We start from the raw sequence: 22,820 nt of genomic DNA, 5'->3' as shown, positions 1-22,820 counted from the left end.
AGTGATGCTCGCTGCGGGGGAGACCCCCGTGTACCTAGGCCCCATCGTGGCCCTGCTCGTCACCGCGGGGCTCATCGGGGCGCTCTTCGTCCGGTTGAAGGTCGTCCCCATCGTCGGGTTCCTCCTCGCGGGCGTCCTGATCGGCCCGCACCAACTTGGGGTGGTCGCGGACGAGAGCCAGGTGGAGGCGGCGGCCGAGATCGGTGTCATGCTGCTGCTGTTCACCATCGGCGTGGAGTTCTCCGTCGAACGCCTCGCCAAGATCAAGCGGTTCGTGCTCGGTGGCGGCACCATCCAGGTCCTGCTGACCACCGCCGTCGTGACCGCCCTGTGCACGGTGTTCGGGGTCGACTGGCGGGTCGGCGTCTTCACCGGGTTCCTCGTCGCCCTCTCCTCCACCGCGATCGTGCTGAAGGTGGTCGCGGCGAAGGGAGCCACCCAGCAACCGGTGGGCCAGGCCTCGGTGGGCACCCTCATCCTCCAGGACCTCGCCATCATCGTGATGGTCCTGCTGATCCCGATCCTGGGCGGCCAGAGCGACGGGGTGTGGGACATCGTCCGAGCCCTGGGCACCGCGGCCCTGGTCCTGACCGCCGTGATCGTCATCGCCCGCAAGGTGATGCCCCCGCTGCTGGAGCGGGTGGCGCGCCTGTGCTCCCCCGAGATCTTCCTGCTGTCCATCGTGGCCATCGCCCTGGGCGTGGCCTACCTGACCTCGCTGGCCGGGGTCAGTGACGCGCTGGGGGCCTTCCTCGCCGGGATGGTGCTGAGCGAGTCGCGGCACAGCGCCCACGCGCTGAGCGAGATCATGCCGCTCCAGATGATCTTCAGCGCCGTCTTCTTCGTGTCCATCGGCATGCTGCTCGACGTCGCCGTGCTGGCCCAGCTGTGGTGGATGGTCCTGCTGGCCGCCCTCGCCGTCGTGGTCGTCAAGGTGGTGACCGCCTACGCGGCGATCTCCGTCCTCCGGGTCGGAGCGCCGACAGCGGTGGGGGCGGCCTTCCTCCTCGCCCAGATCGGCGAGTTCTCCTTCGTCCTCCAACAGGTGGGCGCCGAGTACGGGCTGAGCCCCGCAGGGATGGGAGCCGACGGCGACCAGTTGCTCGTGGCCGTCACGGTCGTCCTCATGACCGCCACGCCCGCGCTCGGCGCGCTCGGCGAGCACCTGGCCAAACGGGTGGGCGGACGGCCCGCCCCGGCGACCGACCGGAGCGCACCGGAACCCGGCGACACCCGGGACCGCGTCCTGGTCTCCGGCTGGGGCCAGGTGGCCCGGCACCTGTCCTCCTACCTGCGGTCCAACGACGTCCCGGTGACGGTGACGACCCTCAACCCGGACCTGGCGGCCCAGGCCGAGGCCGAGGGGCACACCGTCGTCCGTGGGGAGGTGACCAAGGCGAGCGTCCTGCACGAGATCGACATGGACCGGGTGAAGCTGATCGTGATCGCCGAGAACACGGCGGAGGAGGCCACCCACATCGCACACATCCTGGGCGGGGTCGCCCCCGGGGTCCCGATCGTGGTGCGCCCCGTGGACACCCCGGACGTCCCCGGCCTGTACGAGGCGCACGCCGACCGGGTGGTGGACACCCAGCGCGCGGTGACCGAACCGCTGGGCCACACGGTCCTGGACCTGCTCGGCATCGGCCGCACCGGGGTGAAGCGCCCCGACCCCACCGTGATGTCCCTCTTCACCCCTGACCCGGACTCCTCCTGCGTGCACACCGAGAACCTCCAGCCCGTCCTGCCGAAGAGCCCCGGGTGCACCGAGTGCCTGCGCCAGGGCAGGCGCGACTGGGTCCACCTGCGCCTGTGCGCCCACTGCGGTTTCGTGGGCTGCTGCGACGACTCCCCCGGCAGGCACGCGACCGCCCACGCCGAGGGGGTCGGCCACCCGGTCGTGACCTCCGTGGAGCCCGGCGAGGACTGGGCCTGGTGCTACCTGGACTCCGTCAGGATCGAACCCTCGACGGGCTGAGGACCCGATCCCCGGCACGACAGGTCCAGCGGATGTGTCCGGAGACGGCGAGGGGGTCGTCGGCCATCGGGATGTGTCCGGCCCCGATCAGCGACACCATGCGCGCCCCGGGTATCCGCCGGTGCGCGTGCCCGGCACCGGAGGGCGGCAGCATCCGGTCCCGGTCGCCCCAGGCGACGGTGACCGGGCAGGGGATCGGGCGCGCCGTGAAGTCGTAGTCGGCGATACGGGGCACCAGCCGCACGTAGGAGCCGCCGGGTTCGAGCTCCCGGACGCCGAACCGGGTGGTCCTGGCCCCGGGGGAGGCGGGGTCGCCGCGCAGGGCCCTGCGCGCGGCGGCCCGCGCGGGCGGGGTGTCGGCGAGCCGCTCCCGGACCGTCAGGGGGACGCGGGCGGCGAGGTTGGCCACCAGGCCGGCCGTGCGCATGCCCCAGCGGGCGAACCTGTCGGAGAAACCGGCCGGGGAGAACACCGTCACCGAACCCGCGACCCCCTGGACCCCCAGTTCCAGGGCGATGGAGCCGCCCAGGGAGTTGCCCGCCAGGTGCGGGCGCTCGAAACCGTGGAGTTCGCAGAACTCCCGGACCACCCGCACGAGGCCGGCCACGTCGTAGGGCTCGTCCCGCTCCGGGGCCGGGGACTCGCCGAAGCCCGGCAGGTCCACGGCGACGACCTCGTAGTCACCGGTCAGGCGGGGAGCCACGGCCCGCCAGCTCTGTCGGCGGTCGCCGAGCCCGTGCAGGAGGATCACCGGTCGGCCGCTGCCCCACCGGTCGTAGGCGATGTCTCCGGGGTTCATGCCACCGGTCTACCCGAAGCGCTCCGTCCCGCCGTCGGCGACAGGCCGTGCGGCCGGGCCGGCCCGGGGCCCGGTTCGGCCGCCGTGGCGGGGCCCGGCCCCGGGACGGCCGTCAGCGCTGCCACGCCCACAGGCCCGGACGCGCCCCGGCCGCGCCGGCCACACGCGGGGCCGCGGTCAGCAGCAGCCCGGACACCACGGCCACCAGGCCCAGCACCGGGGCCAGCCCGAAGCCCAGCCCGGCCACCGTCAGCGCCAGCAGGCCCCCGCCGATCAGCGCCGCGGCGGCCAGCGCGCGCACCGTCCCGGGGTCACCGCCCAGGACCTTCGGCGGCTCCTCGAACCGCACCGCCCAGTGCGCCAGCGGAAGGATCAACGGCAGCAGGACCGCCACACCGAGCACGCCCCACAGCAGCCACAGCCCGGTCATCGGCTCGGGCGTGTCGACGCCCAGGCCGTACACCAGAACCCCCGCGACCACGCTGATCGGGAGCATGTGCCACAGGTACACCGTCATCAGCTGCGGCGAGACCCGGTCCAGCATCCTGGCCGGTCCGGAACGGTCCGTCCACGCGGCGATCCGGTCCCGGAGCAGCATCGCGACCCCGACCTGCACCGCGCCCACCGCGGCCAGCACCAGGGTCGGCGGGGCCACGTTCGAGTTCTCGGCGGCGAACACGCCGGTCATGTTCAGCGAGTAGGGCCCCGCGGTCACCAGGACCACGGCGGCGACGGCACCGGCACCGGCGAACCACGCCGCGTGGGAGCGGCGGATCGCCCCCGTCGCGTACCGGAAGCCGAGCTGGTGCACGGCCAGCCAGACGAACGCCACGTTGAGGAAGCCGAAGGCGTCCACACCGGACGCGTACCGGGCGAGGTCGACGAGCACGGCACCGGTCAGCAGGCCGGCCGGGACCCACCAGCCGAACCGGTCCTGCGCGGCCGCCAGCAGCGGTGTGGCCACGACCACCAGCACGTACGTGGCGAGGAACCACAGCACCATGCCCGCCGCACCCGCACCGACCAGCACCGGCTGTTCGGGGGCTCCGGCCAGCACCAGCAGGTGGCAGGCGAGGATCCACACCACCGCGAGGGGGACCACCGGCCACGCCAGCCTCCGCAGCCGCTTGGCCCACCAGACCGAGGCGGTCTCCCCCCGGGCCGAGGCCGAACGCCAGCTGATCAGGTTCGCGGCTCCGCCCACGAAGAAGATCAGCGGCATGACCTGCGAGACCCAGGTCAGCGCGAAGCCGCCCGGGGTGCTCAGGACGCTGCCCGCGGCGAGCTCGCCCTCGGACTGCACGGTCAGTACCGGCAACCACCAGTGCTGGGCGACCACCAGGACCATGACGAACAGGCGCAGGGCGTCGAGGAAGCGGTCGCGTCCCCCGCCCGGAGCGGGCGAGGTGCGCACCGGTGCGGCGGCGCGGCCCGGGGCGGGGGTGGGGGGCCTGCCTCCGTCTGTCGGTTCGACGGTCACGGTCATCGGCTGTCGCTCCTTGGTTCTACCGGACTCGGGTCGACCCGGGTACGCGGCGGTGCCCTCGTCGTACTGCCCGGGATCAGGGGGGTGTCGACACGTTCCGGCGTGCCGTGTCCACGAACGCACACCGGTACGGTTCATCGAGACGGTGACGCGTCGTCGGAAACGACACTAGGTGCGACGACGGGTTGTTCGCGAGGGCCCTGGAACCCCACCCGCCCCACGGCCTGCCCACCCTCGTGAGGTGGTGCCAGCACTACCGGCGCTCCGGAGGCACCGGCGGGAAAGGGCTTGTTCGGGCCCGGACGCGGTCAGGGCGCCGTGGGCAGGGCCCGCTTGTGGGCGGTCACGCGGTAGCGGTCGACGAGGGTGCGTACCACCTTGTCGGAGACCGGGAGGCCTTCGAGGAAGTCGTCGATCTGATCGTAGGTGAGGCCCAGTGCCTCCTCGTCGGGCTTCTGCGGGGCGAGCGTCTCCAGGTCGGCCGTGGGCACCTTGCGCACCAGGTCGTCCGGGGCGCCCAACCGGGCGGCGACCGCGCGCACCCGGCGCTTGGTCAGACCGGTCAGGGGGACCAGGTCCGCCCCTCCGTCACCGTACTTGGTGAAGAAGCCGGTGACCGCCTCGGCGGCGTGGTCGGTGCCGACCACGAGGCCGCGCAGCCCGCCCGAGACCGCGTACTGGGCGATCATCCGCTGCCGGGCCTTGACGTTGCCGACCACGAAGTCCTCCGCGGCGGCGTCGGTGTAGGCCATGCCCGCCTCGGTGAGCGAGGCCGCCATGGCGTCGGTGGCGGCCCGCACGTCCACGGTCAGGCAGCGGTCGGGGGAGGTGAACTCGACCGCCCGGGCGGCGTCCTCCTCGTCCTTCTGGGCGCCGTAGGGCAGGCGCATCGCCACGTACTCGGCCGTGTGCCCGGCATCCCGGGCCCGGTCGACGGCCAGGCGGCACAGGCGTCCGGCCGTGAGCGAGTCCACCCCGCCGCTGATCCCCAGGACCAGGGCGCGGGCGCCGGTCGTGGTGAGCCTCTCGGCGAGGAAGGCCGTGCGGCGCGCGATCTCGGCGTCGGCGTCGAAGCTCGCGGGAACCTCGAGGTCGCGGATGATCTCGCGGCGCTCCTGGCTCAGCTCGGTCTCGGTCACGTGCGCTCCCTGCGTGTGGTGCATGTGTTCCCCGATTATCACCCGTACCGGGGAGCGCTTCACCATCCGGGCCGGTGATCGCCCGGGTGTTCGGCTCCCGAACAGGTCAAACGTCGCAGCGCAGGCGGCGGGCGAACCGCTCGTAGTCCACCACCAGGCCGTTGCCGTCCACGGACAGCCGGTACTCGCCGTGGAGGGGGTCCCGGTAGGTGTAGCGCTCCAGCCCGTCCTCGGCCGGGTACCGGGTGTAGCGCTGGCGGACACGGCGGACCCGCAGGGAGGGGATGTCGATCCACACCACCGCGATGTCCCGGTGCTCGCCGGGGCGCAGTCCGAGGCGGCGGATGGGGAGCGTGTTCGTCAGGGGGGTGGCCGCGACGTCGACGTCCAGGCACCCCACCAGCTCGGCGAGGGGGCAGCCGTCGGCGTCGGTCCAGTGGCCGTCCTGGGCCCGGAGGGTGACCGACTCCGGGCCGGAGGCGGACAGCACCTCGGCCCGGACCTCACGGGTCGTCCAGGCCAGGTCCGTGCGGACGGTGAAGCGGGTGAAGAAGCGCTCCTCCCCCTCCACCACGGTCTCCCCCGCCTCCAGCCGGTGGCCGTCCGGTTCGGGCAGGAGCGTGCCGAGCCCCAGACCCTCGGGGACGTCGGTGCGGGTCCAGGCTGCCGGGTGTTCCGTCAGTGACGACATGTCACCGTTCTACCGTTCCCGGGCGGGGGACGCCAGACCGCCGACGGCCCCGTGCCGCATGGCGGTTTCTAGGGATCGTTGCAACACGTGGTCAGTCGGTTCAGGCCGCGAGTAGTTTATGCAAGCGCTCGGCTGGGGTTTCCCAGCCGAGCGTTTTGCGTGGGCGGCCGTTGAGCTCGGCCGCGACCGCCTCAAGGCGCTCCCGGTTGTGGAGGGTCAGGTCGGTGCCCTTGGGGAAGTACTGCCGCAGCAGACCGTTGGTGTTTTCGTTCGAGCCGCGCTGCCAAGGACTGGCCGGGTCGCAGAAGTAGACCGGGACGTCCGTGGCGACCGTGAAGGAGCCGTGGGAGGCCATCTCGCTGCCCTGGTCCCAGGTCAGCGACCGCACCAGATGAGTGGGCAGGCGTTGGACGGTGTCCGCCAGGGCGTCACGGACGTGCTCCGCGCTGCGGCCGTGGGGCAGGTGCACGAGCATCACGTAGCGCGTGGCGCGTTCAACCAGGGTGCCGATGGCCGATGCCCCGTCCTTGCCGATGATCAGGTCGCCCTCCCAGTGACCGGGCACGGCCCGGTCCTCGACCTCCGCGGGGCGCTCGCTGATCATCACCATCGGGGTGGAGAACCGCGGGGTGCGCTGCTGGGCTTGGCGGCGCGGTTTGCGGCGTGCCCGGCCCGATCGCAGCGCCTTGGCCAACTCTCGGCGGAGTTCGCCTCGGCCTTGGACGTAGAGGGCCTGGTAGATCGTCTCGTGGACCACGTGCAGCTCCGGTTGGCCGGGAAAGGCTATCCGCAGAGCCTGACAGATCTGTTCAGGGCTCCACTTCTTGTCGAGGCGGTCCTGGATGAAGTCCCGAAGAAGGGGGGTGTGGCCGATCTTCCCCCTCTTGGGGCGGGGACGGCGGGCCTCGGCCCGGGCCTGGGCCGCGTGCGGGCGGTACTGGCCGTTGACCGGGTGCCGATTGCGGCGGATTTCCCGGCTGATCGTGGAGGGGGCGCGGTCCAGCTCCGCGGCGATCTGCCGGATGGTGGCCTTTTCCCTCAGCCGGTCGGCGATGTGGATCCGGTCGGCTTCATGCAGGTAGCGCGAGGGGCCGGAGGGCTCCACCGTGGTGATCGGTGGAGCCCCGCCGGTCCTTGCGGACGGGGCGCGGCCGTTACGCCATCGCTTCCCGGTCCGATAGTTGATCCCGACGATCCGGCACGCTTCCTGACTACTCACGCCTTGCTGCACGAGCTCAAGGTAGACGCGTCGCTCATCGGTCAGCTTACGGCGACCCCGGTTGACGGATCGGTTCCGGATCTTGAAATCCATCGCACTCCCTAGCAGGAGTGTTGCGACAACCACTAGAACCTAAGCATGCGACACGGGGCCGGAAGCCGTTCGTTACGGGCCCGGGCCCGCCACCCCAGCGGAGCGCGGGGGCGCGGGGCCCGGACCGGAGAAGGCGGGGTCAGGCGGTCGGTTCGGCCGCCGGGGCGCGGCCCTGGCCGATCTCGCGGACGACCTTGTCGAAGTCCTCCTCCATCTGCGCGCTGACCCGGCCGAGACCGTTGAGGGCGAAGATGGCAACGAAGCTCAGGATGACGGCGGGCACCATGGCGTACAGGCCGGTTTCGAGGTAGGCGCTGTCGACGATGTCCCAAATGATGGCGGTCGCGCCGCCGACGACCATGCCCGCGAGCGCGCCGACCCAGGTCATGCGCTTCCAGAACAGGGCCAGCAGCAGGACCGGGCCGAAGCCGGCGCCGAAGCCCGCCCAGGCGTAGCCGACCAGGTCCATGACGGACTGGTTGCCCCACAGGGCCACACCGGCGGCGACCGCCGCGACGGCGACCACGGTGCCGCGGCTGATCCACAGCAGCGACTTGGGCGAGGCGTTCTCGTTCACGAAGGCCTTGTAGCCGTCCTCGGTGAGCGTCGAGGCGGCCACCAGGAGCTGGGAGTCGGCGGTGCTCATCACGGCGGCGAGGATGGCGGCCAGCAGCAGACCGGCGACCAGCGGGTGCGTCAGCGCCTCGATCAGGCGCGGGAAGACCTGCTCGGGGGTGTCGAGCGGGGTGTCGAAGTAGGCGATGCCGATGAAGCCGACCACGACGGCCAGGGCCATCGCGGAGACCGCCCAGGCCACGCTGACGAAACCGGCCTTGGGGATGTCCCTGACCGAGCGGATGCCCATGAAGCGGGCCAGGATGTGCGGCTGGCCGAAGTAGCCGAAGCCCCAGGCCAGACCGGAGACGATGACGACCCAGCCGAGGGTCTCGGTGGAGACCCAGGCGCCGGCGTCGGTGTCCAGGGCGGTACCGCCCACGGCGGACAGCAGGTCGTCGCCCCTGCCCGCGACCCCGTCGGCGAGACCGGAGAAGCCGCCGATGGCGGTGAGGGCCATCACCGGGACGACCAGCAGGGCGGCCCACATCATGACGGCCTGGATCACGTCGGTGTAGGAGACCGCGAGGAACCCGCCGAGCACCGTGTAGAGCACGACGATGCTGACGCCGATCACGATGGCCGGGGCCGGGGCCAGACCGAAGACCTGGTCGAAGAGAGCGGCCATGGCGACGAGGCCGGAGGCGACGTAGAAGAAGTAGAAGACGATGATGAGCACGGCCGAGACGGCGCGCAGGGCGCGTGAGCGGTCGTTGAAGCGGTTCTCCAGGAAGGAGGAGAGCGTCAGCGAGTCGGACTCACCACCGAAGCGGGAGTCGCTGACCCGCTCGGTGTAGACCCGCAGGCGCGGGGCGATGAGGATCCAACTGCCCGCGAATCCCGCTGCCAGACCGACGGCGATCCAGGCCTCTCCGAGACCGGAGACGTAGATGGCTCCGGGGAGTCCCAGCAGCAGCCAGCCGCTGAAGTCGCTGGCGTTGGCGCTCAGGCCGGCGACCCAGCTGTTGAGCTGCCGTCCACCGAGCACGAAGTCGGACTGCGAGACGGTTCTCCGGTAGACCCAGAGCCCGATGGCCACCATGACGGCGAGGTACACGCCGAAGGTCGCGACTGACGCGAGCGTGGAGTCGTTCACCCGTCTCCTCCTTTCCTTTGGAGCGCGGCAACTGTGCTCACGCGCGCTAGACGAACTTTGTCCGTGATCATCACCCCTCGTAGCCCGGACCACAATGCCCCGTGTGTGGAACAACACCTGTTCGAGACCTCACCGAGTTCTTGACCAGGCATTATTGTCCGGTTGGCCATCGACGGGAACGTCCGTTTGTCTGATCGGACATACGCGACATCCGGTAATCGGACCCCTGCCTGTCGGGGGTCCGGGAGGCTGGGGAGGACGTTCGGCCGGAACTCGGCCCGCCGAAGGTGGTCGGAGAAGGTGGTGGGCGAGGGCGAGGAGGGCTACCGTTACGGCATGGACGCACAGCCCGCCGCCATCCGCGCCCGCAGCATAGGACCGTCCGGGATATGTCCTCGCGGGGAGCACGACTGGCAGCCCTCGTCACCCGGGTCGGCCCGACACCTGTGCACCAAGTGCAACTCGATGATGACCCGGAACTACACCCCGGACCCGGTCCCGGCGGCCCCGGAGGCGGACTGACAGGTCCCGGCGGCCCCGGAAACGAACCGACCCGGAAGCGGACCGGCCCCGCCAGAACCCGGAAGCGGACCGACAGGTCCCGGAAGCGGACCGGCCCCGCCAGAACCCGCCGGGCGTTCCGCGTACCTCTACCCGTGCAGCGCCCGAAACCTTCCAAACCGCGGTGATCTTGCTACCAGGGGCTACTTCGGCGCCGAAGTAGCCCCTGGTAGCAAGATCTACTGGTTCATCCTGGTGTGTGTCGGGAGGGTTTCGACGGGAGCCGCCCGACAGCGGGGCTGGGGTGACTCCAGCAAGATCTGTCCCACGTGGACCTTGTCGTGACCTGTCCACCAGCACCCGCAGGCCAAGACCCTGGCCGCGGGAGTGACCTCATAGAAGCCTGTGCAGCCGATAACTCACAGTAGATCTGTCCCCCGGGCCAGGGCCCTGGTAGTCGTCCCGTTCCTGAACAAAGGAAAGACAGGACACCACCATGGTGACAGTGGGCATCGATCCGCACAAGAACATGCACCAGGCCCTCGCGCTGGCCGATGACGGCACCCGGCTGGGCACTGCCAAGAAGGTCACCGCGGGCCCGCAGGCCCTGGGCGAGCTCCTGGCCTGGATCCGCCCTCTGGCGGGCGATGCCCCGGTGTTGTGGGCGATCGAGGGCGGCCCCGGGCTGGGCCGGGCCATCGCTGACGCCTTGTTGGGGGCGGGCCAGGAAGTGGTGTGGGTGCCGGCGCGCGCGATGGCCGCCCACCGCCGCCTGAGCGGGGCGGTGGGCGCCAAGTCCGACGTGATCGACGCGGTGGCGGTGGCCCGCGCGGCGATGGCCGACCCTGATCTGGCCCGCCACCGTCTCGATCCGCTGGTGCGGCAGGTGCGTGTGCTGGTGGATCTGCGCCAGGACCTGGTGCGGCGGCGGGTGGCCCTGACCAACCGGGTGCTGGCGATGCTGCACCGGGAACTGGACCACAACCTGGGCAAGGGTGCGTTGGCCACCCGGGCCAAGGTGGGACGGGTGCGTGCGCTGGTGGAGGGGGCCGAGCTGGGTGAGGTGGTGCGATGGGCGCTGGCCGAGCAGCTGGGTGAGGTGCACACGCTGTTGGTGCGTATCGCTGGGGTGGAGCGGCGGCTCAAGGAGTTGGTGGAGCCGTTGGCGCCGAACCTGTTGGGGATTCGTGGTGTGGGTGTGGTCTGGGCTGCGGTGTTGCTTTCGCAGGTAGGGGACGTGTCGCGGTTCAAGACCTCGGCGAGGATGGCCCGGTGGGCGGGGTGCGCGCCGATCCCGGTGTTCTCCTCGGGGCGCCAGCGGCACCGGTTGCATCGGGGTGGGAACCGGCAGGTGAACCGGGCGCTGCACTCGATCGCTGTGGTGCAGGCCCGGTTCCATGGGCCGGCCCGGGAGTTCGTGCGTTCCCGGCAGGAGGCCAAGGGCACCAAGGGTGCGTATCGGGCGTTGAAGCGGCATTTGATGGATGTGGTGTATCGGGCGATGGTCGCTGATCAAGTGGTGAGAGAGCGGGCTGTTGTCTCTCTTCAGCCCGCCACTTGACATAGAAGCGTCACGGCGAGAAAACGGCCCGGGGCGCGCGCCCGCCCCGGGCCGTTCAGGGGAGAACCAGCGCTCTCCCCGGAGAGGACCTAGTCCCAGTCCAGGCCGCCACCCGTCTGGTACTCGATCACTCGGGTCTCGAAGAAGTTCTTCTCCTTCTGGAGGTCCATCATCTCCGACATCCACGGGAACGGGTTCTCCGTCTCACCGAAGATCGGGGCCAGGCCGATCTGCTCGGCGCGGCGGTCGGTGATGAAGTGCATGTACTTCTCGCACAGCTCGGAGTTGAGCCCCAGCACGCCGCGCGGCATGGTCTCGCGGCCGTAGGCCACCTCCAGCTCGCAGGCCTCGGTGAGCATCTGCCGGACCTCGGCCTGGAACTCCTCGCTCCACAGGTGCGGGTTCTCGATCTTGATCTGGTTGATCACGTCGATGCCGAAGTTCAGGTGGATCGACTCGTCGCGCAGGATGTACTGGTACTGCTCGGCGATACCGACCATCTTGTTGCGGCGGCCCAGCGACAGGATCTGCGCGAAGCCCGTGTAGAACCACATGCCCTCGAAGATCACGTAGAACGCGACCAGGTCACGCAGGAAGGCCTGGTCGGCCTCGGGCGTACCGGTGCGGAACTCCGGGTCCTCCAGGTTCTGGGTGTACTTGAGCGCCCAGGCGTCCTTCGCGGTGATCGAGGGGACCTCGCGGTACATGTTGAAGAGCTCGCCCTCGTCCAGGCCCAGGCTCTCGCAGATGTACTGGAAGGTGTGCGTGTGCACGGCCTCCTCGAAGGCCTGGCGCAGCAGGTACTGGCGGCACTCCGGGTTGGTCAGCTGGCGGTACACGGCCAGGACGATGTTGTTCGCCACCAGCGACTCGGCGGTCGCGAAGAAACCGAGGTTGCGCTTGAGCATGAGGCGCTCGTCCTCGCTCAGCCCGTCCTTGGACTTCCACAGCGCGATGTCGGCCTGCATGGCGACCTCGGTGGGCATCCAGTGGTTGTTGCACCCGGACAGGTACTTGTCCCACGCCCAGGTGTACTTGAGGGGCAGCAGCTGGTTGACGTCGGCGCGGGCGTTGATCATCGACTTGTCGTCGACGTTCACGCGCTCGGCGTCGCGCTCGATCTCGCCCAGGCCGCTGGTGGCGGCGGCGCTGTTCTCGGAAACCGCGGTCATGCTCGGTACTTTTCCGTTCTCCGGTCGTGCCGGTGTCGTCTCGGGGAGGGGCTGTGCCGTCGGGGGAGGGCGCCCGCCGCGCTCGGCGGGCGCCCGGCCGGGCCCGTTACTGGCAGGCCTCGCACTCGGGGTCCTCGATGCCGCACGCCTGGCCGTCGACGATCTCGAACTCGTCCTCGTTCGCCTCGGGCTCGGCCGCGGGGGCCGGGCTCGGAGCCGGGGAGGGGGACGGGCTCGGCGCCGGGGAGGCGGGCACCGCGGCGGCGGCCGGGGTGGCCGACACCGCGTTGAGGCGACCGTCCGTGCCCTTCAGGGTGCTCTTCTCCACGTGGGTGGCGCTCTGCGAGCGCAGGTAGTACGTGGTCTTGAGACCGGAGCGCCAGGCGCGGCGGTACAGGGCGTCCAGCTTCCTGCCGCTGGGAGCACCCATGTACAGGTTCAGCGACTGGGCCTGGTCGATCCACTTCTGGCGACGCGAACCGGCGTCCACCAGCCAGTCGGGGTCGACCTCGAAGGCGGTGGCGTACAGGGCCTTCAGGTCGTCCGGCACGCGGTCGATGGTGCCGAGGCTGCCGTCGTGCATCTTCAGCGCGGACACCATCTCGTCGTCCCAGAGACCGCGCTCCTTGAGGTCGCGGACCAGGTAGTCGTTGACCACGGTGAAGTCACCGGACATGTTCGACTTCACGAACAGGTTCCGGTAGACCGGCTCGATCGACTGGCTGACGCCGGTGATGTTGGCGATGGTCGCGGTCGGCGCGATCGCCATGACGTTGGAGTTGCGCATCCCGGTGGTCTTCACCCGCTCGCGCAGGGAGTCCCAGTCCAGGGTCTCGCCGCGGTCCATGTCCAGGTCACCGCCGCGGGACTCGGCGAGCAGGCGCAGGGAGTCGATCGGCAGGACGCCCTTGCTCCACAGCGAGCCGTCGAAGCTCTCGTAGGCGCCGCGCTCGCCGGCCAGCTCCATGGACGCCTCGATGGCGTAGTAGCTGATCAGCTCCATGCTCTCGTCCGCGAAGGTCACCGCGCCCTCGGAGGCGAACGGCGTGCGGATCTTGAACAGCGCGTCCTGGAAGCCCATCAGGCCCAGGCCCACCGGACGGTGGCGCATGTTCGCGCGGTGCGACTCGGGGATCGTGTAGAAGTTCACGTCGATGACGTTGTCGAGCATGCGCACGGCGGTGCGGACGGTGCGGCGCAGGCGCTCGACGTCGATGCCGTCCGGGCCCACGTGCTGGGCCAGGTTGACCGAGCCGAGGTTGCAGACCGCGACCTCGTCCTTGCTGGTGTTCAGCGTGATCTCGGTGCACAGGTTCGACGAGTGCACCACGCCGGTGTGCTGCTGCGGCGAGCGCAGGTTCGACGGGTCCTTGAAGGTGATCCACGGGTGACCGGTCTCGAACAGCATGGTGAGCATGCGGCGCCACAGGTCCACGGCGGGCAGCTTCTTGGAGACCTTGATCAGCCCGGCCTCGGCGTCGGCCTCGTACTTCTCGTACGCCTCGACGAAGTCCTTGCCGTACTTGTCGTGCAGGTCGGGGACCTCGTCCGGGGAGAACAGGGTCCAGGTGCCCTGCTCCTCCACGCGCTGCATGAACAGGTCCGGAACCCAGTTCGCGGTGTTCATGTCGTGCGTGCGGCGGCGCTCGTCACCGGTGTTCTTGCGCAGGTCGAGGAACTCCTCGATGTCGATGTGCCAGGTCTCCAGGTAGGCGCAGACCGCACCCTTGCGCTTGCCGCCCTGGTTGACCGCCACGGCGGTGTCGTTGGCGATCTTCAGGAACGGGACGACGCCCTGGCTCTTGCCGTTGGTGCCCTTGATGTGCGAGCCCAGGCCGCGGACCGGGGTCCAGTCGTTGCCGAGGCCGCCCGAGTACTTGGACAGCATGGCGTTGTTGCTGATGCCGTGGAAGATGTCGTGCAGGTCGTCGCCGACCGTGGTCAGGAAGCAGGACGAGAGCTGCGCCCGCACCGTGCCCGAGTTGAACAGGGTGGGCGTGGAGGCCATGAAGTCGAACGAGCTCAGCAGCTCGTAGAACTCGATCGCGCGGGCCTCGCGGTCGTCCTCGTTGAGCGCCAGGCCCATCGCCACGCGCATGAAGAACGCCTGCGGGAGCTCGTAGCGGACCTCGTCGCTGTGCAGGAAGTAGCGGTCGTAGAGGGTCTGGATACCGAGGAAGGTGAACTGCTCGTCGCGCTCGGCGTGCAGGGCCCTGCCCAGGCGCTCCATGTCGAACTTGGCCAGCGCAGGGTCGAGCTGGCCCAGGTCGATGCCGCGGCCGACGTAGGCGGCCAGGTAGGTGGCGTAGCGCTCGGACATCTCGGACTGGCCGGCGGTCTCGGGGGCGCCGCCGACGAAGCTCAGGGCCTCGGTGCGGAGCTTGTCCAGCAGCAGGCGCGCGGCCACGTACGAGTAGTTCGGGTCGACCTCCACGAAGCTGCGGGCGGCCATGACCAGGGCCAGCTCGACCTCGGAGTCGGGGATGCCGGGGTAGAAGCCGCGACGCGCCTCGGTGAGGACCTTTTCCGCCGAAACACCGGTGAGCCGCGCACAGGCCTCGGTTACGACGTGCTCGATCCGGTCGATGGCGGCGCGGGCGCCACCACCGTCGGTCGGCTCGGGCCGAACGGATGCGGGCACGGCCTCGACGTCAAGGGTCATACAGCGGCTCCAACCTCGGTAAAGAAGAGTCCCGGCGGGGAACGGGGGTTCACGAGTGGCAGGCGCGCGGCTCGCACCGGTGGACCGCCGCACTGGATGCGGAGGATCCTGTGACCGGTGGGTCGCGGCGACTCCCCTCGACGCCCCCTCGTCTGGGTAGCTGGTGGCAGGCCTGGGGCCCGCGGGTGACCTACTCGTCCACCGACGTCCGGGGCCGATCGGACCCCGGTCCGGGTGGCGGTCGTCGTTCCCGCCTACTTCACCAGGGCGGGAACCCCGGTGAACCACCAACGGGTCCCGATACTACATCTAGGGGCTCCCGCCTTGGAACACCGCAAGATACTGGCGTGTTGCGGATTTCTCAGATTCTTCGACACCCGTCGAACACACGCATGGAGCGTGGTATGAGTGCCTCACGAACACCCGATTCCGGTGCACGCCCCGCCGGGTTCGCAGGCTTTCGGAGAGGGTCGGACACAGCCTAGAACGTCGCCGGGGCGCATGTGTCCGAGCCGCTCCCGGAGATCGGCCGCAGAACGGCACAGGAGCGCCGGGAAGGGACCCGTGAACGGGGGCCGCGTCGACGGAACCCGGCGTACCAGGTCGCTGCGGTGCAATGGGGCCGCCGTCGCGTGTCCGGAACCGGACGCTGGCCCCCGGCCCCGGATCACCGGGGCGCGTCAGAAAGCTCACTCCTCGTCGAGACGGCGGTCCAGGTCGTCCTCGGACAGACCCAGATCGGTCCGGATCCGGAAACGGATCCTCAGGAGTTCCACGAACAGGTCGCGGACGTAGGCGGGCAGCGCCCCGCCCGCGAACCGGCGGGCGCCCTCGGTCGCCCAGCGTTCGGCCCCCTCCAGGTCGTCGTGGGCGTAGAGGACCTCGGCGACGTGGATGTGGGTCGCCAGACCGGCCCGGGGGCCGCTCTCCAAACGCTTGAGGTGGTCGTAGGCCCGTTCGCGCTCGTCCAGCTGGAGCAGGGCCCCGGCGCTCAGGGCGCGCGCGTCGACCACGGTGGGGCCGCCGTCGTCCATGGCCCGCTGGTAGGCGGCGCAGGCCCGCTCGAACTCCTGGGCGATCTCCCACTGCTCCCCCGCGCGCACGAACAGCTCCGCGCGGGTGACCTCGCTTCCGGCGTCGACCCGGTTGGCCAGATCCAGCAACTGGGCGGCGATCCTGCCATGCTCACCGGATCGGACGGCGTGGAATTCCAACCGGTCGAGTTCTGCCGTCGTCACCTGGGTCAACCGCATCGCCCCCATCCCCTACTCGCTCCCCCCGCGCCCGTCAGGCCCTGGCACGCTCCAACGCCTGCCAGAACCCGTGGCGCAGTCCGTCACGGACCTCGTCGCGCAACAGGTGGTCAATCGGGAGCGAGGAGCCCTGGAGCAGGCGCGCCTCCAGGTCGGAGGGCATCCGGGGCCTCCGGGCCAGTACGGCCTCGACCCACAGGGCGGGTGCCTCACGTGCGATCGACTCCGCGAAGTCGTTCCCTTCCTTGTGCGCGACACGCACCGCGTCATCAACGGTATGCGCGGCGGAGCCAGTCTGCTGGGCATATCCAGGACTGTGACCTGATTCCTGGTAACCACCGGTACTGAACCGGCTGTCGAACTCGGGACCAGTAGGTTGCCGTTCCCCGAAGCGGGGTCCGGCGTGACCGCGGCGTGCGGCGTCAGTTTCCGTACTGGTCCCATAGGTAGGGTTTGCTTCTGCCCCACCTCCGAAGCCTGGATCCTCACCGGGTCCGAACCTCAGGTCCTGCTGGGGTGGCGGGGTCTTTCTCTGCGGTGGCCTCTGCTGGGGTGCGAAGGAGGCCTGTGGGCCGGTTCCGCTGTCGAAGGCCCTCTGCGGCCCGGTCCCGTGGAAGGACTGCTGCGGCCCGGTCCCGTGGAAGGACTGCTGCGGCCCGGTGCCGTCGAAGGACGGCTGGGGGCCGGTCATCGGCTGCCCCTGGCCCTGCGCCGGTCTGTTGGGGAGCCCGTAGCCCCCCTGTTCGGCACCGCCCATGGCCTGGTGTCCGCCGGTGCCCGGGGGCGCGTATCCGCCCTGGCCGTTGGCTCCGTGCCCGTTCTGGGCCGGGTGCCCCCCGGCGGCTCCGGGGTAGGCCCCGTTGCCGTTGGGCGGGGCCTGGCCGCCCGAGGGGAAACCGTTCGCGTCGATCCCGCCGGGGGCCGGGGAGGCGTTCTCCGCGCCCGGCCCGGCCAGGTGGTCGACACCGCGCTGTTGCGCTATCGACCGGCGCATCGCACGCAGCTGGTCCATCGCGCTGCCCTGGGGGACGGACTGGCCGCCGGTGCCCGCGAACATCGCCTCCAGCCCGCCGGTGGAGGTGTCGGCCGGTTCGCCCCTGCCGGTGTCGGCGGTCGCCGCGGGCTGGCGCGGTCCGGGTTGGCGCGGCGTCTCGGGGGCGGACCGGGCACGGCCGTTGGCGAAGGGCGTGGTCGTCTTCGCGGCGTTCTCCTGGGTGGAACCCCCGCCGGAGAGCAGGCTGACGTGCGGACGCAGGTGCCCCGCGCCGATCTCGATGAGGTCGTCGCACTCCCGGCGCAGCGCGCGGGAGATGGTCCAGTTGCCCTCGACCGAGATGTGCACGACGGTGACCCGTACACCCATGTCCTGGACGTCGGCGACCACCTCGGCCATGTCCTCGTCCCCGCTGACCAGGACCGCGTCGCACAGGACACCGGTGCGGGCCAGGGTGGTGAGGTCGCGCTGGACGTAGCTCTCCACGCCCTCTCTGCGGCCCGGCCGTATCCGGGCGGCACGGAACTTGACCCCGGGGATGTCCGCGATCCCGTCCTGCTCCTGGGCCCTCCGGTCGTCGGCGACCGCCTCGTACCAGTAGCAGCGCAACAGCGGCAGGCCCGTCCGGTCCCGCGCCACCTCGTTGAGGAACTGGACGAGACCGGAGTAGTCCCAGGCGACGGAGTCCCGGTTACGGGTTCCGTGCACGGCCATCGCACCGTCGGCGAGAAGGTATCCCGCGTCGACGAACAACGCGCAACGGTCCACGTGACACCGCCCCCTTCCCTGTCGATCTCTGGGCCATGTCCATGACCGGGGCACAGCCTAGCCAAGTCTGTATCGGTTTGCGTGCCCACCATGAACACTGACAGTTACGGTCTTGCTACGCACAAACGGACCCCCGAGGCGGGTGCCGGCCTGCCGACCGCCCTCTGAGGACCGGAAACCGCCCGCCGGTAGCTGGCTCTCAGGACCGCATCGGAGCGGTGAGGGCGACGACGCCCACCATCACGGCATCCTGCCCGGAGGAGATTCGGATATCCGTTTCGCGCCCGAGTACTGCGTCGAATCGGACCACGTCGACCCCGAACACCATCGGGTCCCCGACCGCACCCCTCGCGGAACTCGTGAAGGCGTTGTCCGCGCTGCCGTGGCCCCCGGTCGGCGCGAGCGGGGTCCCGCCCACCGTCACCCGGTCGCCGCCCAGGTCGGCGTCGCCCTCCCAGGCCACCACGTCGAACCGCGCCGGGACCGACTCCGGCAGCAGACCCGACACCGGGAACCCCGCTCCGACCCGGTCCTGGAAGACAGCGGTGGTCTCGTCCAGGACCATCGCCTGGTGGGCGCCCTCCACCGCCGGGTCCTCCAGCACCACCACCAGGCTCCAGCCCGCGTGGACGCCCCGACCCTCCCGGGCGGGGATGTCACCGACCCACCACTCACCGCCGCCGCTCTCCCGGACCAGCTCGGTGACGTTCGCGAACGCCTGGTAGGTCGGGTAGCCGGGAAGTTCGGCGACGCGGGTGTCGGAGGAGGCGACCGTCGTGTAGGCGGCCATGCCCGGCCCCTTCACCCGGGCGGTCGGCGAGCCCGGCTCCCCCGCCGCGGAGAAGTACAGGCCCGCCCAGCGCACCGAGCCGCCCTCGGGGAGTTCCCAGGTGGCGGAGCTGGAGGAGGTGGTCGTGGGGTCCTGGTCCCGGTCCAGCGGAGCCATCACCCAGTTGTCGTTGTCGAGCCGCTCGCCCGAACGCTCGCGCGCCCGCGCGCACTCTCCGAGCGCCTCCTGCGAACCCTCCTCGTCGTACCCGGGGGTGGGGGAGGGTTCGGCCGGGACCTCGGGTACGGGCGGGCCCGTACTCCCGGCCCCGTCCGGGGCGCCCTCCTGGCCGGTGGCCTCCTCCTGTCCGGTGCCGTCCGTGCCCTGCTGCGCCTCGGGCACATCGTTACCGGATTCGTCCTCGGAGCCGTCGAGAATCCCACCGCCCCCGAGAACATCACCGAGCCCATCATTCACACCGGGCCCAGGGCTCTCCGAGTCGGCCGGGGCCCTGCGCAGGTCGGCGTCCTCCTGCTCCTGAGACCCGGGCGTCGCGGGTCCCTCCTGAAGCCCGGGCGGGACGGCGGGGCGTTCGTCCGGCGGGCTCTCCGGCAGCTCCGGCCACCCCCACCACGGCCAGGGCCACCCGCCCTGCGGCGGTTCCGGTTCGGTACAGGTCAACAGGGCGTTGCCGACGGTCTCCGTACGTACCTGGCCCGCGGTGGCGTAGCGCGCCGTGGTTCCGTCCGGGGTCACCCCCCGCTCACCGGTGGCCCGGAAACTCACCCCGCCCGAGGTGATCACCACGCTGGCGGGCACGTCGACGTCGGCGTCCGGCGCCACCCGGACGTCGAGGAACTGGGTACTGCTCTCCCCCTCCTCCATCCCCGAGCGCACGCACTCGCCGCCGCCGCTCCCGGCCGCACAGCCCCAGTCGCCGTGGCCGACCGCCATCGGGACGGCGTTCCCGGCCCCGCCGGAGGAGATCATCTCCACGCCGGGCGGCAGGGTGACGGCGGCGACCACGTCCTCCACGGTGGACGCCCCCGTGTTGAGCACGTCCAGGACCATGATTCCGTCCTCCCCCGGCACCAGCGCGCCGACCGGGTCGATGCCCGCCGCGAACAGGGGCTGGGGCTCCTCGGCCTCCTCCGGAGGCTCCGGGGGGACGGGTGCCTCCGGGGGCTCCGGCTCCTCCGGGGGCTCCGGGGCGGGTGCCGGGGCCGCCGGGACGTCAGCCGGGATCGCGGGCACCGGTTCCGGTTCCGGGGCGTCCGGGGAGGGCGGGTCCTGCGCGGGCGCGGCCGCCGGGGGGTCTGCGGGGGCCGGTTCCCCGCCGGGCCGCTGCTCCGGCTGGGGGGCCGCGGCGGGCGGAGGGTCCGCCGGCGGCGCGCCCTCCCCGCCGACCAGGGCGAGCGCGACCGCGACCGCCACACAGGCCGACGCCGTCGCTCCGGCCGTGGCCTGCTGCTGGCCCCGGGACATCCGGTTCCACCAGGCACCGGCCGCGATCCCTCCCGGCGTCGCGGTGAGGTAGCCCGTGGCGCCGAAGCCGACCACCAGGGGAAGGACGATCCCGCGCAGACCGACGTTGACGTCCATCAGCTCCGCGTACACCTCGCGGCAGTCCGCGCAGTCGTCCAGGTGTCGGTCGACCTTGGTGGTGTCGCGTTTGGCCAGGCCGCCGCGCACGTAGGCGCCGAGCAACCCGAGCGTGGGCCGACAGGCCTCCGCCGCTCCCCCGCCCGCCAGGTGCATCTGGAGGTAGGCCTGGCGCAGCCCCTCACGCGCCCGGTAGGCCAGGGCGGCCACACCGTTGGCGTTCATCCCGAGGATGGTCGCCGCCTCCGCGGGCTTGACCCCCTCGATCTCCGTGTGCCAGAGCACCGACTGCCAGCGTTCGGGCAGGGAGAGGAAGGCGCGGGCGATCAGTGAGCGTTCCAGACCCTCCAGGGCCGGATCGACGAAGGGTTCGCCGGCGTCGTAACTCTCCATGTCGTCGGTGACGACCTGGCGCTTCTCCCCTCTCCCCCGGTCGTAGGCGGCGTTGCGGACCGCGGTGAGCAGGTAGGGGCGGAAGGCGTCGCTGGGACCGCCACCGCGCTGGATGACGCTGAGCACCTTGGTGAACGCCTCGGCGACCGCGTCCTCGACCTCGGCCTCACCGCGCAGCAGCTGACGCGCCAGACCGCGGGCGGCCCCGGCATGGCGTTCGTAGAGGGTTCCGTAGGCGACGTTGTCACCGGACTTCACCCGTTCGATGATTTCGGCGTCACCGAGGAGTGTCTCTGTGTGATCGCCTTCGGCGTCGGTCACCCAGCGCCCTTTCGTGGTCAGCTCCCCCGCCGCGGGCCAGCCGGGGGCACGGGGGCGGGGTCGGTGTCGAAGAATCGCGTGCTCGAAAAAAATATCCCGTATCCGCGTCATAGCCGCCACCGATCTCCGTGATTGGAGTGAAGGAGAACGGAGGGGGTCCACCGCGGGGGCGCGGACCCACCTCCGTTCACCTGGCCGAACGACGACCGGGAGCAGTGCCATGGGCGAGATCGATGTGGGTGCCGGGGCGCGGGGCCGTATGGTTCGCCGCGCCCGGGAACTGCGTGCGCCGTGGGGGCGCCGGAGCAGGGAGGAGGGGTGGAACCCCGCCGAGGACTGGTGGACGCCCTCGGTGGACGCCGTCTGTGAGGCCCACGCGTGCGGGGGCGATCTGACCGGTGCCTGCACCCGGCTCGGTCAGGCCCGGGCCCGCTCCGGGATCGGCATCGGCAGGGCCCTGACCGACCTCGACGCCTTCGCCCGGGTCGCGGGCTGGGACCCGGTCCCGTTCCACCTCGTCCTCGCCCTGGCCGAGGGCTGGGTGGAGGGCGGACGCGGACGGAACACCTGCCAGGACCCGCTCACCGGCCTGGCCGGCGAGGAGTACCTGCGCACTCGGGTCGGTGAGCTCTACCGGGGCGCGAACGAGACCGTCCCCGCCGCTTTCGGGCACCAGCTCGTCGTGGTTGCGCTGGACCCCTCGCTCGACCCCTGGCGACGAACCGCCCGGATGATCGTCCTCGGACACGAACTCCGCCGCTTCTTCACCCGCGGCGAGTCGGTGTGCCTGGTCAGCCGCGGCCGGATCGCCGTGGTCACCCGGGACGGTTCCGGGTTGACGGCGGAGCTGGACGAGCTGCGTGAGGGGATCTGCTGGGACCACGGGGCCGCCGTGTGGTCGGTCCCGTTGCCCGGGACCCACCGGGAGGCCGCTTCCCTGCTCGACGGCCTGGGGAGGCCGCGACGGGGCGAATGACCCACTGACGCCGTCCCGGACCGCGCGGCCCTCCTTGAGGGGGGAGGGCCCGGTTCGGACGGCAACGCCGACCGCCGCGCGAAGCTGAGGGGACGAGCGCGAAGCGGTCGGCGCCGTCCGACGGGGTCCCCGGGCCCTCTGGCCCCCACGAGAGGGCGGCCCGCGGGACCTGTCGGACGGGTACAGGCGCCGCGCGACGGCGGTGCCCGGAGGCGCGCTCACACAGGGGAGGTGGGCGCGCCTTCCGTCATCTCAGCGGATGACCGGGCCCCGGATGAGAGGTCATCCGACCTTGAGCAGACCGAAGCTGGCCCGGAAGAGCGCCCTTCCCAGCAGGGAGGCGGGCACCGCCCGAACCCCGGCGATGCGTTCCTCGAAACCGCCCGGGACCGGCAGGGGCCTGGCGGATGCCGCAGCGCTCCAGGGGTCCGTGCCCGGGACGGGGACCCGTTCAGCGGATTCGACCGGCTCGGCGGGCTCGACCGAAGCCTGCTCCACGGGCTCGGTCGGGACCCGCTCCACGGATTGGACCGACTCGGCGGGCTCGGCGGGGACCCGCTCCACCGGCTGGACCGACTCGGCGGACTCGGCGGACTCGACCAAAGCCTGCTCCACGGGCTCGGCCGGGACCCGCTCCACCGGCTGTGGACCGGTCTCCCGCCGGATCGGAGCCGCAAGGGGTTCTTCGGGCCTGCTCGGCGGCCCGGATCTGACCGGTCCGGGCACCGGGGC

The 22,820-nt window shown here is 71.2% G+C and carries 16 protein-coding genes; 4 read left to right on the top strand and 12 right to left on the bottom strand.

Translation table 11 applies throughout. The annotated features are described in order from the left end of the window. The first annotated feature begins 28 nt into the window (after nt 1–28). Nucleotides 29–1,978, top strand: coding sequence for a cation:proton antiporter domain-containing protein (locus ACUKCB_RS22820; RefSeq protein ID WP_473037635.1), 1,950 nt, complete (start codon nt 29–31; stop codon nt 1,976–1,978). Here the strand turns inward: ACUKCB_RS22820 and ACUKCB_RS22815 are convergent. The 6 genes from ACUKCB_RS22815 to putP form a co-directional block, all read right to left on the bottom strand. Further along, nucleotides 1,953–2,777, bottom strand: a complete 825-nt coding sequence (locus ACUKCB_RS22815) for an alpha/beta fold hydrolase (RefSeq protein ID WP_473037634.1) — start codon at nt 2,775–2,777, stop codon at nt 1,953–1,955. The two genes, ACUKCB_RS22820 and ACUKCB_RS22815, sit on opposite strands and share 26 nt — an antisense overlap. Before the next feature lie 112 nt (nt 2,778–2,889). Next, entirely contained in the window at nt 2,890–4,263 is a 1,374-nt protein-coding gene (locus tag ACUKCB_RS22810) for an acyltransferase family protein (protein WP_473037633.1), read from the bottom strand. A gap of 308 nt (nt 4,264–4,571) precedes the next feature. After that, nucleotides 4,572–5,402 (bottom strand): ammonia-dependent NAD(+) synthetase, encoded by an 831-nt coding sequence (gene nadE, locus ACUKCB_RS22805; protein ID WP_473037632.1) that lies wholly within the window; start codon nt 5,400–5,402, stop codon nt 4,572–4,574. A 106-nt stretch (nt 5,403–5,508) separates the two neighbouring features. Next, a complete protein-coding gene (locus tag ACUKCB_RS22800) occupies nt 5,509–6,093 on the bottom strand; it encodes a putative glycolipid-binding domain-containing protein (protein ID WP_473037631.1) in 585 nt (194 codons plus the stop codon). 100 nt (nt 6,094–6,193) lie between these two features. Next, complete coding sequence (locus ACUKCB_RS22795) at nt 6,194–7,405, bottom strand: IS30 family transposase (protein ID WP_473037630.1); 1,212 nt, start codon at nt 7,403–7,405, stop codon at nt 6,194–6,196. Nucleotides 7,406–7,544: 139 nt separating this feature from the next. Further along, on the bottom strand, nt 7,545–9,116 hold the full coding sequence (gene putP, locus ACUKCB_RS22790; protein ID WP_473037629.1) for a sodium/proline symporter PutP: 1,572 nt from the start codon (nt 9,114–9,116) through the stop codon (nt 7,545–7,547). Nucleotides 9,117–9,452: 336 nt separating this feature from the next. On the opposite strand from putP, the gene ACUKCB_RS22785 reads away from it, so the two are divergent. Both ACUKCB_RS22785 and ACUKCB_RS22780 read left to right on the top strand, forming a co-directional pair. Further along, a complete protein-coding gene (locus ACUKCB_RS22785) occupies nt 9,453–9,638 on the top strand; it encodes a hypothetical protein (RefSeq protein WP_473037628.1) in 186 nt (61 codons plus the stop codon). A 475-nt stretch (nt 9,639–10,113) separates the two neighbouring features. Further along, the gene (locus ACUKCB_RS22780; RefSeq protein ID WP_473036352.1) at nt 10,114–11,178 is read left to right on the top strand and encodes an IS110 family RNA-guided transposase; all 1,065 of its coding nucleotides are present in this window, start codon (nt 10,114–10,116) and stop codon (nt 11,176–11,178) included. Nucleotides 11,179–11,267: 89 nt separating this feature from the next. Here ACUKCB_RS22780 and ACUKCB_RS22775 read toward each other — a convergent pair whose 3' ends face one another. From ACUKCB_RS22775 to ACUKCB_RS22755, 5 genes are all read right to left on the bottom strand, one after another. Next, the gene (locus tag ACUKCB_RS22775) at nt 11,268–12,350 is read right to left on the bottom strand and encodes a ribonucleotide-diphosphate reductase subunit beta (RefSeq protein ID WP_473037627.1); all 1,083 of its coding nucleotides are present in this window, start codon (nt 12,348–12,350) and stop codon (nt 11,268–11,270) included. Nucleotides 12,351–12,456: 106 nt separating this feature from the next. After that, nucleotides 12,457–15,012 carry a ribonucleoside-diphosphate reductase subunit alpha gene (locus ACUKCB_RS22770; protein WP_473037626.1) on the bottom strand — a complete coding sequence of 852 codons (2,556 nt, stop codon included), beginning with the start codon at nt 15,010–15,012 and terminating at the stop codon, nt 12,457–12,459. Between the two features lie 689 nt (nt 15,013–15,701). Continuing rightward, nucleotides 15,702–16,274 (bottom strand): hypothetical protein, encoded by a 573-nt coding sequence (locus ACUKCB_RS22765; protein WP_473037625.1) that lies wholly within the window; start codon nt 16,272–16,274, stop codon nt 15,702–15,704. A 25-nt stretch (nt 16,275–16,299) separates the two neighbouring features. After that, entirely contained in the window at nt 16,300–18,027 is a 1,728-nt protein-coding gene (locus tag ACUKCB_RS22760) for an NYN domain-containing protein (protein ID WP_473037624.1), read from the bottom strand. A gap of 199 nt (nt 18,028–18,226) precedes the next feature. Then, a complete protein-coding gene (locus ACUKCB_RS22755) occupies nt 18,227–21,112 on the bottom strand; it encodes a sigma-70 family RNA polymerase sigma factor (RefSeq protein ID WP_473037623.1) in 2,886 nt (961 codons plus the stop codon). A gap of 220 nt (nt 21,113–21,332) precedes the next feature. Between ACUKCB_RS22755 and ACUKCB_RS22750 the strand changes: the two genes are divergently transcribed. Continuing rightward, a complete protein-coding gene (locus tag ACUKCB_RS22750) occupies nt 21,333–22,088 on the top strand; it encodes a hypothetical protein (RefSeq protein ID WP_473037622.1) in 756 nt (251 codons plus the stop codon). A gap of 282 nt (nt 22,089–22,370) precedes the next feature. Here the strand turns inward: ACUKCB_RS22750 and ACUKCB_RS22745 are convergent, their stop codons facing one another. Continuing rightward, nucleotides 22,371–22,691, bottom strand: coding sequence for a hypothetical protein (locus ACUKCB_RS22745; RefSeq protein ID WP_473037621.1), 321 nt, complete (start codon nt 22,689–22,691; stop codon nt 22,371–22,373). Nucleotides 22,692–22,820 lie beyond the last annotated feature (129 nt).

The sequence above is a fragment of the Nocardiopsis moroccensis genome, assembly GCF_055763695.1.
Note: the sequence above shows the minus strand (reverse complement) of the source record. Positions and strands in the feature narration are given on the sequence as shown.

What these genes read in the sequence shown, in the direction of transcription:
- ACUKCB_RS22775 (WP_473037627.1), bottom strand. Translation starts at nt 12,350, where the DNA reads ATGACCGCGGTTTCCGAGAACAGCGCCGCCGCCACCAGCGGCCTGGGC.
- ACUKCB_RS22765 (WP_473037625.1), bottom strand. Translation starts at nt 16,274, where the DNA reads ATGGGGGCGATGCGGTTGACCCAGGTGACGACGGCAGAACTCGACCGG.
- ACUKCB_RS22770 (WP_473037626.1), bottom strand. Translation starts at nt 15,012, where the DNA reads ATGACCCTTGACGTCGAGGCCGTGCCCGCATCCGTTCGGCCCGAGCCG.
- ACUKCB_RS22810 (WP_473037633.1), bottom strand. Translation starts at nt 4,263, where the DNA reads ATGACCGTGACCGTCGAACCGACAGACGGAGGCAGGCCCCCCACCCCC.
- ACUKCB_RS22815 (WP_473037634.1), bottom strand. Translation starts at nt 2,777, where the DNA reads ATGAACCCCGGAGACATCGCCTACGACCGGTGGGGCAGCGGCCGACCG.
- ACUKCB_RS22785 (WP_473037628.1), top strand. Translation starts at nt 9,453, where the DNA reads ATGGACGCACAGCCCGCCGCCATCCGCGCCCGCAGCATAGGACCGTCC.
- ACUKCB_RS22795 (WP_473037630.1), bottom strand. Translation starts at nt 7,405, where the DNA reads ATGGATTTCAAGATCCGGAACCGATCCGTCAACCGGGGTCGCCGTAAG.
- ACUKCB_RS22750 (WP_473037622.1), top strand. Translation starts at nt 21,333, where the DNA reads ATGGGCGAGATCGATGTGGGTGCCGGGGCGCGGGGCCGTATGGTTCGC.
- ACUKCB_RS22780 (WP_473036352.1), top strand. Translation starts at nt 10,114, where the DNA reads ATGGTGACAGTGGGCATCGATCCGCACAAGAACATGCACCAGGCCCTC.
- ACUKCB_RS22800 (WP_473037631.1), bottom strand. Translation starts at nt 6,093, where the DNA reads ATGTCGTCACTGACGGAACACCCGGCAGCCTGGACCCGCACCGACGTC.